The sequence below is a fragment of the Neobacillus niacini genome (assembly GCF_030817695.1).
GTDB lineage: Bacteria > Bacillota > Bacilli > Bacillales > Cytobacillaceae > Neobacillus > Neobacillus niacini_F.
Genome location: NZ_JAUSZQ010000002.1, coordinates 4,411,943 through 4,424,991 on the forward strand (window position 1 = coordinate 4,411,943; position 13,049 = coordinate 4,424,991).

Consider the following 13,049-nt stretch of genomic DNA (forward strand, 5'->3'; position numbering starts at 1 on the left):
CTTATCACCTCATTCGATTAATTAAAGGCGAGTTGTAAATAAATTAATGTATTTATGTCCAATTTTTCCTTTAACCTAATAAATTTACTTAGACCAACTTTTAATTTATTGTATGGGTATCATTTCATTTTGACAACAAAATTTTAAAGACAAAAAAGAAGAACCATTGTGGTTCCTCTTCATAAAATGATGATTTTGTTCAAGATAGACCGCTTTTATTATACTCTATGACTCATTGGAAGTGAGAATAAGTAAATATTCGCAACTGCTAGCGCAAACATCAGTACATAATATGGCAGCATAGCTTTAAATGATTCCTTTTTGCCCATTCTGTAAACTACATAAGTTGTACCAACTAAACCTACTAAAATAATGATATACTGAATCATTTGTACCATTGGAGTAGAGGCAAGACTTAGGCTTGTTGGATTTGATTTTACCCCAAATAAACCAATAGAGTTATACCAGACAGCCTTCCCTTCAGTAAAAATATGGAATAAATTATGCCCTAAATGACCTGCTAAATCTAAAGGAATAATCGCATATCCAAAACGGGTGAAGTTCTTCTTCACTGTACCTTCCATTCCAAAAAATGATGCAATCTTTGCAGTCCCTAACAATAGAAGAATAGGAATTGCCATTGCAATAATAAAGGCTACAGTAAAGTTTACAACATAGCCATCCGTTCTCGTAACAGTTCCAATAGCATTTAATATAGATTGCCATGGTTCAAGCATCGTAATGTTCTGTACAAACACAATCCCCATGATTACAGCAGCTAATGAAGCATGCTCAAGTTTTGGATTCTTTAAGCCCCACAATTCTTTTGTAGGAATCCTGGTAGTGATCTTTATGGAATCATTCGGACAGTTCTTAACACAGTTAGCACAAATATTACATTCTGCGCTTGACTCCATTGTTCTTGGGAATTGGAACATTGGACATCCTTCTACTTTTTCTGTTCCTTTATAGCATGATTGGACTTTACATGTTTTACAAATATCCGGTGTTGCCTGTACTTTTACTGCTCCAGATCGTGCATAGTTACCTGCAAGACCTCCAAGGAAACAGAGTGTTTTACAAAATGTTCTTCTTTCATAAAAAACAGAAGTTGCTACAACCATTGTAACTAGTAAAAGGAGTAAGTAACCAGATCCTCGCGGCGATTCTACGATTCCCCATACATGATCACTATATGTGATCGCAATAAAGAATAAATCAATTAGCCAAATTCCATACTTCCTTAGAAACTTAGGCATTGGGCGATTAGCACCAATCGTTTTACGGACGATGTCACTTAACTTACCGAACGGACATATCGCACACCAGAAACGGCCGGCTACTAGAAATAGAATAGGTATTATTGGCCACCATAACACCCAAGTCATTGTGGTTCCAAAGTTTTTACTAGGATTAACCGTTCCCATTACTAACTCAAAGACGATGATGGAAAACACAGTAATTACAATCCATTGAAAAATTCCCGGATACCATTTACTTTTTACAAACTTTTTAGCCAACGGAATCGATAAGAGGTCATAAGGTTCCTTTTCTGTTTTTACGTTTTTCTCAGGCATTGCCATTATTTATTCCCCTTCCTTCTGAACCATTTATTCCATACACCTATTAAGATAAATGATAGATTAACTGCTCCGTATGTCCCTAAAACTTTATAGTTTGGCGGTGTTTCCACTACAGGTCCATGATGGTCATCAGCTTCTGCTTCATCTCCATGATCTTCTTCCTCTTCAGAATGAGCACCTATCTCTTTATCGTGAGTGTCCTCATCTTCACCGTGTGCATCTACTGCATCAGAATGAGCATCGGCAGCTTCCGAATGAGCTTCGGCCTCATTATCATGAGCCTCCTCCTCTTCTGAATGGGAATCTGCTTCTTCCGAATGAGAAACTGCTTTTTCTAAATGAGTATCTGCTTCTTCACTATGTTCGCCATTAGTGCCGTTTTTAAAATTTTCTGTTGCCTGTTTTACATTCTCGTCATGTCCTTCGTCTGCCAATACTGATAGATTAAAAGAAAAAATAAATGCTACTACGAAAAAAGATATAAACCCCTTTTTCAATTATTCCACCTCCAAAAAGTTAATTACAAATAAAACATTTCTTTTGATTACAACTATAATTTAATAGGTAAATTTGCAGTTTTTATGCATTTTTAATGGAGATAATATGACACGACACTTTTATTTAAGAGTTGTTCATACTTTTGTAATAAACAAAAATTCACAAGTTGAAAATTCATAAAATCAACATGATATTTCCATTTTTTCTGCAAATTTTTGAATTAAAATGAAGGTAATAAAAGAAAGGAGTTGTAAGAGGTGAAAAAATGGGCAGTAGGAATTTTAAATGAAAAGGCCAAAACTCGTCGCCGGAAAGCAGTAATAGATGATGAGAACGAAGAAAATACACATTCCGAAATGCAGTTTCATCTTGCCCGTTTAGGGAATTCATTAGGATATAAAGTTTGGATTGCACGTAATGACCATGTAAAACAGAGATATAAACGTATGTTTCAAAGATATCAAGTGGTCGTGGCCGGGGCCCTGCAATATTTATTCCATTCTCATCATAACTTCGAGCATGGAATGGGCATGAATAGTGCTGATTTCATTATGAAGAATTACTATAACATTGAAAAAGCCGTTGCTTTACCTAGCAACAGCTTTACCGATTCTTTTACATATTTGTCTGGTGATGTTTTACTGTAATTTCCCCTCTGCTACGACAAGCTTCCAAGTTTCCGCACCATCAGTTGTTTGATAGATGCTTCCATTAAAAGAAACAAACGTCATTTCTTCTTCATTCTGGGGATTTACCGCAAAATACAGAACAGCATCCTGCTTCATTTCTGGAAGAGCAACTTCCTCTTCAGACTCGTCATTTAATGACCGCTTTACGAGTTTTGGTGTTCCACTATAACTTCCATACCATAGACTATCTTCTATAAAAAATACTGAAGTACCCTGCATCTTTTTTGTGATAAGTTCGAAACTTTCTCCTTTATTCTTTGACAAATAAATACCATTCTTTCCTGCGGCGGCTACTATAGCAGCATTATCTGGATGTAAAGCAACACTTAAGATTTCATCCTTTAACCCATTAACGTTTGCTTCACTCCATGTCTCACCGCCATCTTCACTCCTATAAAATTTGTTTGATTCCATTAACGAGTTTTTCTCTGGATTTAAAACAAAAATTGCATTGTTTCTATACCCAACACCCATTACATGAAAATCAGTCTCACCCTCGAGTGCAATATCTTCTATCGTTTCTCCACTATCAGTACTTTTTTTGATTCCTATCGGATTTGGAAGCTTTGAATCTACACCAGGATGCCCACTTGAATAGAATCCCTGCTCTGTAGCATTAAACCCCATATAGTCATTATTTTCTTTTTTCGTCTTATACCATTTACCAAATTCATAAATCTTTAGACCATCATGTGCAGCAAAAAAGACAGCATTTTGATTGCCTGCATAACCAATTCCGTGGATATGGTCAATGTTTCCCTTGAATGGTTCAAAAAAACTGTTTGATGAAATAGCTCCTTTTTCATCATTGTTAACAGCAGAATCCCCACCATTCTGTGATTGTTTTTCAGGTGTCGTTGCTGGAGTCTCCTTAGCTTCCTGACTACATGCAGCTAAGCTAAATATAATAATCATCTGGCCAATAGTACTTAATATCTTTTTCAATTCATTTCACTCCCAAATATCGTTGTGACACTCTATGCTGCTTATAATACTTACGCCATCCGTACGGGGTCATCCCCTTAGGTTTGTATACAGAAAGCGTTGTAGCTACTATCAAAGCCAACAGGGCTGCGCCAGAGGTAGCCACGAGTTGAATTTGCAAACGGTGATTAATACTGGACGACATTGACTCTGCCGTTACTGTAGCCATGTAGCTTATTGGCTGCATATGCACTAGCAAACCGATAGTTGAAATAATCGTTATCAAGAATTTTATTAATATCCAATAGTGGCAAAATAAACCCCATTTGGTACCGAGTGACTGGACAAGCCCTGTTAACAGTGAAGCGAGACATAAAGGTACTATTATGTACTGTGTGATTAACTCCATTGATAGATAGGTTGCACGCACCATTTGTCCATCGTGGCTGGTGAGACCCGCGATAGCGAGTGCTAGGAAGCATGCGACAGATCCTACCCAGCCAACCGAGGAAATAACATGGGCTGTAAGTGCAAACTTATGGAATCGGGGTGTCATAGTCATGGCAGTTGTTCTCCTTGTTCATTGACACTAGATGGCGGTTGATGGAGACCAGGACCAAAACTATTCCCAGTAAGATGGAGAATGACAAACAACAGCACGAGTATAATGCCTATGATCCCAAACACCTTCACCCAAAGAGGGGTCTTAATGTTGGATTCTTGGTCTGGTAAGTTCGTTTGGTCGTCTTCTACATGTCGTGACAATGATTTTTTCATGGTGAAATCCTCCTCTTTGTATGGGATTGTTTATTTCAGTATAGCAAATTTTTTGGAAATGAAGTTTAACAAAAAGGCATTTTCGTAACTCTGAACCCAATAAATCAAAAAAAGTTAGCCCCCTTTTTCCCTAGTAAAAGAGCTTATCATTTAAATGGATAAGCTCTTAAGTGTTATAACATATACTGTTTAATTTTTATTTAGTTGGTGATAATTCACTTTCTGTTACCCATTTATGATTTGTAACTTCTTCTCCGTCGGTGGTAGTGAAGTCAACCATATATACGGTTGTTGCTTCTGCTGAATCAATTTCTGCTGTTACTCCATCCATACCTTCCATATGCTCTGCATTTATCGTTACTTCTGATCCAGGTTTAAAAGGTTCGTCCCCAGCATCTTGTATCTCCTCGTGAATAACCCATTTATGGTTTTCCACTCTTTCCCCTCCATCTGTAGGAGTGTAAGAAATAGTATAGACAGTAGTGTCATAGGCACCCACAATCGTTGCCACAGCTCCCTTCATACCTTCCATGTGATCTGATTCAATAATTGCTTGACTACCTACTTCATATTTTGGATTATCAGATACCTTCATGCCTTCAGGGACCTCACTTGAACCAGAATGGTTCATATTAGAGTGAGCACCGTGTGTGCTTTCGTTTGATTCAGTACCTTGTTTTTTTTCTCCGGTTTCATCATTAGCATTTGAACAGGCTCCTAAAATCAAGAAAAGAGCTGTCAATAATAGGAAAACTGGTTTTTTAAAACTTTTTTTTAACATCTAATAACTACTCCTTTACCTTTTATTTAAACCTTTTATAGATTAGCACAAAAATATGCAGAAATTATGGAAATTGATTAAATACCGTTTGAATTATCACTATACTCATTTTGTTTATCCTTTCCGTAATAAACACAATTTAAAAATATAATTATATATTTAAAATCTGCAAAGATTCTTCATATTTTTCTTATATTATTAGATATAAACAGTTTTTAAGGTGGTGGAATTATGGTAACTATTTTACTTGTTGATGATGAAACCCGAATGCTGAACCTTTTAGGTCTATATTTAGAACCCCATGGCTTTAAATGTATAAAGTCGGAATCCGGTAAAGATGCCTTGAATTTATTAGAAGAAGAAAAAATTGATATAGTGATTCTTGATGTTATGATGCCCGAAATGGATGGCTGGACGACTTGCAAAAAAATAAGGGAGTTTTCCAATGTTCCGATTATTATGCTAACTGCTAGAAGTGAGACTGTGGATGTCATTAAAGGATTAAAATTTGGAGCAGATGATTATGTGACGAAGCCTTTCAACGAAGATGAATTATTAGCACGAATTGAAGCCTTATTAAGAAGAACAAGTGATTTAAAAGAAAAACTACTGGTTTTTAAAGGTTTAGAATGGAAAGAAGAATCTGTTGAATTAAAATATCAAAGCCAAGTTATTCAAGTAACTCCTAAAGAATTTGCATTAATTGGCTTATTTTTAAAGAATCCTCACAAAGTATTTTCTCGTGACCATTTATTGTCAATCATATGGGGATTAAATTCCCATATTGATGATCGAACCATTGATTCCCATATTAGAAATCTACGAGAAAAATTGCGAAATGCAGGATTTCCTGTAGATAACCATCTTTTTACGGTTTGGGGCGTCGGATATAAGTGGGTAAATGAAGACCCTGAAACATCTAGTTAATAAATTATTATTATTTCCCTGATAGCACAAGCAGTGTATTCTAATATACGAGTTTTGAAGAAAAAATCAAAAAATCGTTTCCTATTGGAAGCGATTTTTGAAATTTGATAGATATTTAATGGCACTGACACTTTTCTCCACTGCAAGAACGATCGTATTTTTCTTCTTTAATGTTGATTTTGATTCCTTCTCCATTTGTCGAAGTCTAAACTTCATTAGGTGCTCATTATTCATTTTGCTCCTCCTTAAATCTCCTAGAATGTGAAGAAAAGGTATTAATTAATTTTGAGTTTATATAAGAATTGTGCAGAAACTAACAAGATTTTGTAGCAATTTTTCAAACTATAATTTGACCATCTGCATACTTTCTTCACATTATTTTAATAAAATAACTTTATTAATACTATGAGGTGTTTACGTATGAAAATTTCCATAAAATTAGGGTTATGGTTCTCTGTATGTATTTTGTTAATAGAAATTGTTTCTATGACATTTTTACATAGAAATTTAGTACATTCACGGGTTCATCAAGAATTTGAACTACTTCAAGCAACAGGAAATAGTCAACGGGATATATTAGAAATTAATTCTGACTCCCATACTCTAAGTCATATTAAATTATTGGGAGCACACTCAGATACCCAGGTCGTGGTCACAAATACAAAGGGAGAGATAATCCTTACCTCTGTTAAGATAAATAGCAGCATTAATGACATATTAAAAATTCCTATTTCTAACTCTAACCTTCCTAGAAACGGAAAAATCATACAATCTGACTGGAAAAGTGAAAAGTATATAGCTACCGTAACAGCTTTTAATAAGAACGGTAAAGAATCTGGTTATGTATATATGTTTAAGTACACCACTAATGTCCAAAAGCTCATTTCCCAATTAAATAAACATTTGTTTGTTGCATCACTATTAATCCTATTCTCTGTTCTAATTTTCATTTTCTTTTTATCAAAAGCTTTGACAAAGCCATTGATTACTATGAAAGAAGCAACCAAAAAATTAAGCAAAGGCGATTTTACTGTTACGCTTCCAAAACCTTCTAATGATGAATTAGGTGAGCTTTCACATAGTATCCAAACGCTTGCGAATGACTTAAATTACCTAAAACAGGAAAGGAATGAATTTTTAGCTAGTATTTCTCACGAACTTCGTACTCCATTAACCTATATTAATGGATATGCAGATATAGCTAGACGAACAAACCTTAATGAAAATGATAGAGTACAATATCTTGAAATTATCAAGGAAGAATCCCAACGTGTAAGCAGTTTACTAAAAGAATTATTTGACCTGGCAAAATTGGATCAAAATGCTTTTTCAATAAAGAAAGAACAAGTCAATTTCTTCAGCTATTTTCATTCAATCTATGAGCGGGTTTTGCCAGCCTTTAAGAATAAGGGCATACAATTAATGTTTGATTGTCCAGACAACATATTTATTAATATAGACCCAGTTCGATTTGAACAGGTTTTAATAAACCTGCTAGATAATTGTCTTAAATATTCAAAAGAATCTAGTACCACGTCTATAAGCGCAATTGAAGAAAATGGAATAATTCAAATAACTATTAAGGACCAAGGAGTAGGTATTCCAGTTGAAGATCTTCCACACATATTTGACCGCCTTTATAGAGTAGATAAATCTCGTTCAAGGGCCACTGGTGGATTCGGCCTGGGCCTTGCTATTGTAAAGCAATTAGTTGAATCCCATGGAGGAGAGATTACAGTTAAAAGTCAAGTTGGTGAAGGAACTTGCTTTACTATCATTTTAAAAAGATGATAGTAGTAGGATAATATTTGTTCATAGATTGCTTAATGATTCCCTTATTGATTTAGCTTTTACTTAAAATATTTCCTGCAAGTCTATTTGAAAAAATAAAAAAACCTTGCATAGATGTGCAAGATCTTTTGTATCTAAGGGTAATCTGCTATCAGTTTATAGAATTTATATCCATCCTCTAAACCTTGATGCTTCAGACATTTTTCGAACACCTACCATATAAGCGGCTAAACGCATGTTAATATTCTGTCGTTCGGATGTATCATAAACATTATTAAACGATTGGACGAGCACCTTACGAAGTTTTTCATTAACTTCTTCGTCACTCCAATAGTAGCCTTGGTTATTTTGAACCCATTCAAAATAAGAAACTGTTACTCCACCTGAACTCGCTAAAACATCGGGCACTAACAGGATGCCCCTATCAGAAAGTACTTTAGTCCCTTCTAGGGTTGTTGGGCCGTTAGCTGCCTCTACAACAATCGAAGCTTTGATATTCTGTGCATTATCTGCGGTAATCTGGTTAGAAATTGCCGCTGGTACTAGAATGTCACAGTCAAGCTCGAGTAACTCCTTATTTGTAATCGTGTTTTCAAACAAATTTGTTACCGTTCCAAAGCTATCTCTACGATCTAATAAGTAATCAATATCCAAACCATCTGGAGCATAAAGGGCACCATAAGCATCGGATATCCCAATGACCTTTGCTCCGGCATCATACATAAATTTTGCTAAATAGCTCCCTGCATTACCAAACCCTTGAACGACCACCCTAGCTCCATTGATAGCAATTGCACGTTTTTTTGCAGCTTCCTCGATGCATATAACAACTCCTTGTGCGGTAGCCTTTTCACGGCCATGCGAGCCGCCAAGTACAAGTGGTTTCCCTGTAATGAATCCAGGCGAATCATACTCACGAAGCCTGCTGTATTCATCCATCATCCACGCCATAATTTGTGAATTTGTGTAAACATCTGGAGCAGGTATGTCCTTTGTAGGTCCTACAATTTGGCTGATTGCCCGAACATAAGCCCTGCTAAGCCGCTCTAGTTCTCCCATTGACATCGTTCTTGGGTCGCAAATAATACCGCCTTTTCCGCCTCCATATGGTAGGTCGACGATGCCGCATTTTAAACTCATCCACATCGACAATGCCTTAACTTCGTCCTCGTCCACTTCTGGATGAAAACGAACTCCGCCTTTTGTCGGTCCAACAGCATCATTATGCTGCGCGCGATATCCAGTGAATATTTTAGTCGACCCGTCATCCATTCTAACAGGCATACGAACAGTGAGCATTCTCAATGGTTCTTTTAATAGTTGGTACATCTCATCTGTATAACCTAATTTATCTAAGGCTTCTTTTATCACAATCTGTGTTGATGTTAAAAGGTTCATAGACTCATCTGACTTTTGTTCTATATTGCGCTCTGTTACTCCTACTTCTCCCATTTGGCACCCCTACTGTGTTAATTGGAAATCTAAAACAACACTTTTTAATTCGTTCAATCGGCCAAATTAATTCCAGTTGGCAAATCATGATTGGCGGAGCAAAACGAATCACGGTATCTCTATTTAGATGACATCTCATCAAAAGAACATTCCTTTAGTGGAACGACCTTCGTTTTATGAACGAGTTTATACCCAAGCCATAATGCCAAAAAGATTGGTAAACCAATATAGGACACGGCTACTCCATACCAATCAATCTCACTAGTTAACAAAGCTTGATAATTTTGACCAAAAATGACAATAACACACATCGCAAAAGCGAGAATAGGACCAAGCGGGAACCATTTCGCTTTAAATTTCAAATCATTTATGTCCCTGCCCTGGGCCAAATATGCTTTTCTAAAACGATAGTGGCTGACTGCAATTCCAAGCCATGCAATAAATCCAGTTAAGCCTGACGCATTTAATAACCATGTATACACTTGATCTCCAAAAATGGACGTTAAAAAGGCCAATCCTCCGATAATCGTCGTTATGACAAGGGCATTCATCGGAATCCCTCGATCATTTACATTTTGTAAAAATTTAGGTGCCTGACCGTCCTTTGCCATGGACCAAAGCATGCGTGTCGATGCATATAAACCAGAAGTACCTGCCGATAAGACCGATGTCAAAATGACAGCATTCATCACAGATGCCGCAAATGCAATGCCCACTTTCTCAAATACAAGGGTAAAAGGGCTGACAGCGATGTTGTCGACATCCCTGCCCAACAGGTCAGGACTTGTATAAGGAATAATTAGACCAATGACAGCAATTGCAACGATATAGAATAGTAGAATCCGCCAAAATACTTGTCGAATCGCCTTTGGTACGTTTTTCTCTGGCGCTTCACTTTCTCCTGCAGCAATCCCCACGAGCTCCGTTCCTTGAAATGAAAAACCTGCAATTAAAAAAATACTTAAAACGGACAAAAGGCCGCCATTAACAGGAGCATGTCCTACTGTAAAGTTTTTAAACCCGATAAACGGTCCGCCTAGAATACCGAAAATGGTGAGCAAACCGACTCCAATGAAAACGATGATTGTCACTACTTTTATTAAGGAGAACCAATACTCGGATTCTCCGTAACTTTTAACCGACAGTGCATTCAATAAAAAGATTAGACCTAAAAACAGTGTACTCCACACGATGCTCGGTACATCTGGAAACCAGAACTTCATAATAATAGCTGATGCAACTATTTCAACCGCAAGTGTAACAGCCCAGTTGAACCAATAGTTCCAACCGAGCGCAAAACCAAATGCCGGATCGACAAAACGGCTGCCATATGTTGAAAAGGATCCCGAAACCGGCATTAAGGTAGCCATTTCTCCGAGACTTGTCATCAAAAAGTAGACCATGATGCCGATAACTCCATAAGCTATTAGCGCTCCACCAGGTCCAGCTGTTTGAATGGATGACCCTGTCGATAAAAATAAACCTGTTCCGATTGACCCTCCAATAGCAATCATCGTCATGTGACGTGCCTTTAGATTGCGTTTAACATGTCCTTTGCCTTCTCCATTTTTCTGAACCTTCTGATTATTTTGGTCGTTTTTATAGCTTTTGAGTGCTTCCATTCTTGTCCTCCTTCATTTTTGTACGATAAGCATCTATCTAACTTTTTAGAAAGCATTATCCATCTGCTTTTTCGATGTAGGTACTTAGCTGACAAGAAAACGCATGCAAATAATCATAATAAATAAACCTCAATCAGTTGAATTACGTTATCCCTACTGATTGATTGCTAAACTTCTATTTCTTATGGGCAATTTATCCCTTCATGAGGATGATCGGGATAAATTGTCCATACGAATAAAATTCATCTCTCGCTTAATATCGAAAAACGAGAGACGGCTTGCGAATTATTTTGAAAAATCAAAGTAGTTTCGCTTCAATAAGCGTGGAGCGGCCATAAGTGTATCATACTTCATACTTTTTTCGAGCTTTGAGCAATCGATTAAAAAAAGATGATCCTCAATTTCTTTCACCGTATTATCTGTTTGATAGCTCATACCGCATTCCAGGCAATGAATGGATGGCGTGTCTTTAATTTCGATCGCATTTGTTCCATCTGGAAGTTCCCAATACACTGTATTACTCGTTTCACGTGCCGTGTCAGATTCGCACCATTGACAAATCAAAATTATTCCTCCTTTGCTCCCACTGTTTCATATTTCTTCATTTGCGATTGGAATTTTTTCTCTTTTAACTCGTCACGTTTGTCACGTTTATCTTTTAATGAACTATGCTCAGTATTTTCCTTATACGTTTTGCGGCGATCTAACCGTTTTAATCCTTCAGGTGTAAGGTTAAATTTCGTATCATCAATAATGGAGAGAACACCATTACTTTCAAACTTTTCAAACACTTCTGGATATACCTTTTTGTAGTAATCCTCTGCACTGCCTGACTGATAATTTGCTGGTTCTGGATAAGATGTAATGACACCTTCAAAGTTACGTAATACGACTTTATTAGAACTTTGAGAAATGATATAGTTCGGCTGCAATGGAATTTTGCCTCCTCCACCCGGGGCATCAACAATAAATGTCGGAACGGCATAACCCGATGTATGACCGCGAAGTCCTTCCATAATTTCCAATCCTTTGCTGATTGGTGCACGGAAATGGCCAATCCCTTCTGATAAGTCACATTGGTAAATATAATATGGACGAACGCGGATTTTAACAAGGTCATGCATAAGCTGTTTCATGATCGGTACACTGTCGTTAATGCCTGCCAAAATAACAGACTGATTACCAACAGGTACACCAACATTTGCAAGCATTTCGCATGCACGCTTCGATTCTTCCGTAATTTCAATAGATGTATTAAAATGTGTATTCAACCAAACTGGATGATACTTTTTCAAGATATTACAAAGATTTTCGGTAATACGCTGTGGGAATACGACAGGTGCTCTTGTACCGATACGAATAATTTCTACATGCGGAATCTCACGTAAATTCTTTAAAATATATTCTAAAATATTGTCATTAATAAGGAGCCCGTCTCCTCCGGAAATTAACACATCTCGAATCTGTGAGTTAGATGCGATATAATTAATCGCTGTGTCTAACTGTTTCTTTGGTACACCCATTCCGATTTGTCCGGAGAAGCGTCTTCTTGTGCAGTAACGGCAGTACATGGAGCATTGATTTGTTACTAGGAACAACACGCGATCCGGATAACGATGTGTTAACCCAGGTACTGGTGAGTCTTCATCTTCGTGGAGGGGATCTTCTAAATCATATCTTGTTTTATTCAATTCCGCAGAAATCGGAACAGATTGCATTCGAACCGGACATCTTGAATCATCAGGATCCATAAGCCATGCATAATATGGCGTGATGTTTAATGGGATTGTTTTTGTTGAGATTAAAACCCCTTCCTCTTCTTCTGGTGTTAAGTTAACTACTTTCTTTAAGTCTTCTAAATTTTTGATAGTATTCGTGAGTTGCCAAACCCAATCGTTCCATTGCTCCTCTGTAACTTCCTTCCAAAGCTCGATTTCTTTCCAATGTCTTTTTGGTTTGAATAAAGTGTTTCTCATCATAAACTCCTCCTAAAAATTAGCCTATT

Annotated in this window: 14 protein-coding genes; 3 read left to right on the plus strand and 11 right to left on the minus strand. The window is 36.9% G+C overall.

The window, feature by feature from the left end; all coding sequences use genetic code 11:
• Nucleotides 1-218: 218 nt before the first annotated feature.
• On the minus strand, nucleotides 219-1,583 hold the full coding sequence (locus QFZ28_RS22270; RefSeq protein WP_307196681.1) for a 4Fe-4S binding protein: 1,365 nt from the start codon (nucleotides 1,581-1,583) through the stop codon (nucleotides 219-221).
• Nucleotides 1,583-2,080 (minus strand): hypothetical protein, encoded by a 498-nt coding sequence (locus tag QFZ28_RS22275; protein ID WP_307196682.1) that lies wholly within the window; start codon nucleotides 2,078-2,080, stop codon nucleotides 1,583-1,585. Before QFZ28_RS22275 ends, QFZ28_RS22270 begins: the two co-directional genes overlap by 1 nt.
• A 258-nt stretch (nucleotides 2,081-2,338) precedes the next feature.
• Here QFZ28_RS22275 and QFZ28_RS22280 point away from each other — a divergent pair, with 258 nt between their 5' ends.
• Nucleotides 2,339-2,728: a hypothetical protein gene (locus QFZ28_RS22280; RefSeq protein WP_307196683.1), complete on the plus strand. Its 390-nt coding sequence runs from the start codon at nucleotides 2,339-2,341 to the stop codon at nucleotides 2,726-2,728.
• Here the strand turns inward: QFZ28_RS22280 and QFZ28_RS22285 are convergent.
• The 4 genes from QFZ28_RS22285 to QFZ28_RS22300 form a co-directional block, all read right to left on the minus strand.
• Complete coding sequence (locus QFZ28_RS22285) at nucleotides 2,720-3,715, minus strand: F510_1955 family glycosylhydrolase (RefSeq protein WP_307196684.1); 996 nt, start codon at nucleotides 3,713-3,715, stop codon at nucleotides 2,720-2,722. The genes QFZ28_RS22280 and QFZ28_RS22285 overlap by 9 nt on opposite strands.
• 1 nt (nucleotide 3,716) lies before the next feature.
• On the minus strand, nucleotides 3,717-4,256 hold the full coding sequence (locus tag QFZ28_RS22290) for a DUF2269 domain-containing protein (protein ID WP_307196685.1): 540 nt from the start codon (nucleotides 4,254-4,256) through the stop codon (nucleotides 3,717-3,719).
• Entirely contained in the window at nucleotides 4,253-4,471 is a 219-nt protein-coding gene (locus tag QFZ28_RS22295) for a hypothetical protein (RefSeq protein WP_307196686.1), read from the minus strand. Before QFZ28_RS22295 ends, QFZ28_RS22290 begins: the two co-directional genes overlap by 4 nt.
• Nucleotides 4,472-4,667: 196 nt before the next feature.
• The gene (locus tag QFZ28_RS22300) at nucleotides 4,668-5,252 is read right to left on the minus strand and encodes a YdhK family protein (protein ID WP_307196687.1); all 585 of its coding nucleotides are present in this window, start codon (nucleotides 5,250-5,252) and stop codon (nucleotides 4,668-4,670) included.
• Nucleotides 5,253-5,483: 231 nt separating this feature from the next.
• Between QFZ28_RS22300 and QFZ28_RS22305 the strand changes: the two genes are divergently transcribed.
• A complete protein-coding gene (locus QFZ28_RS22305; RefSeq protein ID WP_307196688.1) occupies nucleotides 5,484-6,179 on the plus strand; it encodes a response regulator transcription factor in 696 nt (231 codons plus the stop codon).
• 81 nt (nucleotides 6,180-6,260) lie between these two features.
• On the opposite strand, the gene QFZ28_RS22310 is transcribed toward QFZ28_RS22305, so the two are convergent.
• Complete coding sequence (locus tag QFZ28_RS22310; protein ID WP_307196689.1) at nucleotides 6,261-6,413, minus strand: hypothetical protein; 153 nt, start codon at nucleotides 6,411-6,413, stop codon at nucleotides 6,261-6,263.
• A 186-nt stretch (nucleotides 6,414-6,599) separates the two neighbouring features.
• Here QFZ28_RS22310 and QFZ28_RS22315 point away from each other — a divergent pair, with 186 nt between their 5' ends.
• Nucleotides 6,600-7,970 carry a sensor histidine kinase gene (locus QFZ28_RS22315; protein WP_307196690.1) on the plus strand — a complete coding sequence of 457 codons (1,371 nt, stop codon included), beginning with the start codon at nucleotides 6,600-6,602 and terminating at the stop codon, nucleotides 7,968-7,970.
• Nucleotides 7,971-8,135: 165 nt separating this feature from the next.
• Here the strand turns inward: QFZ28_RS22315 and QFZ28_RS22320 are convergent, their stop codons facing one another.
• From QFZ28_RS22320 to ablA, 4 genes are all read right to left on the minus strand, one after another.
• Nucleotides 8,136-9,422, minus strand: a complete 1,287-nt coding sequence (locus QFZ28_RS22320; RefSeq protein ID WP_307196691.1) for a Glu/Leu/Phe/Val family dehydrogenase — start codon at nucleotides 9,420-9,422, stop codon at nucleotides 8,136-8,138.
• A 119-nt stretch (nucleotides 9,423-9,541) separates the two neighbouring features.
• Nucleotides 9,542-10,942, minus strand: coding sequence for an amino acid permease (locus QFZ28_RS22325; protein WP_373428155.1), 1,401 nt, complete (start codon nucleotides 10,940-10,942; stop codon nucleotides 9,542-9,544).
• Nucleotides 10,943-11,329: 387 nt separating this feature from the next.
• Entirely contained in the window at nucleotides 11,330-11,608 is a 279-nt protein-coding gene (locus tag QFZ28_RS22330) for a YokU family protein (RefSeq protein ID WP_307196693.1), read from the minus strand.
• A 2-nt stretch (nucleotides 11,609-11,610) separates the two neighbouring features.
• On the minus strand, nucleotides 11,611-13,020 hold the full coding sequence (gene ablA, locus QFZ28_RS22335) for a lysine 2,3-aminomutase (protein ID WP_307196694.1): 1,410 nt from the start codon (nucleotides 13,018-13,020) through the stop codon (nucleotides 11,611-11,613).
• Nucleotides 13,021-13,049: the final 29 nt, after the last annotated feature.

Coding starts and splice junctions, on each gene's coding strand:
- QFZ28_RS22270 (WP_307196681.1), bottom strand. CDS start 1,583: ATGGCAATGCCTGAGAAAAACGTAAAAACAGAAAAGGAACCTTATGAC.
- QFZ28_RS22290 (WP_307196685.1), bottom strand. CDS start 4,256: ATGACTATGACACCCCGATTCCATAAGTTTGCACTTACAGCCCATGTT.
- QFZ28_RS22295 (WP_307196686.1), bottom strand. CDS start 4,471: ATGAAAAAATCATTGTCACGACATGTAGAAGACGACCAAACGAACTTA.
- QFZ28_RS22300 (WP_307196687.1), bottom strand. CDS start 5,252: ATGTTAAAAAAAAGTTTTAAAAAACCAGTTTTCCTATTATTGACAGCT.
- QFZ28_RS22305 (WP_307196688.1), top strand. CDS start 5,484: ATGGTAACTATTTTACTTGTTGATGATGAAACCCGAATGCTGAACCTT.
- QFZ28_RS22310 (WP_307196689.1), bottom strand. CDS start 6,413: ATGAATAATGAGCACCTAATGAAGTTTAGACTTCGACAAATGGAGAAG.
- QFZ28_RS22315 (WP_307196690.1), top strand. CDS start 6,600: ATGAAAATTTCCATAAAATTAGGGTTATGGTTCTCTGTATGTATTTTG.
- QFZ28_RS22320 (WP_307196691.1), bottom strand. CDS start 9,422: ATGGGAGAAGTAGGAGTAACAGAGCGCAATATAGAACAAAAGTCAGAT.
- QFZ28_RS22325 (WP_373428155.1), bottom strand. CDS start 10,942: ATGACGATGATTGCTATTGGAGGGTCAATCGGAACAGGTTTATTTTTA.
- ablA (WP_307196694.1), bottom strand. CDS start 13,020: ATGAGAAACACTTTATTCAAACCAAAAAGACATTGGAAAGAAATCGAG.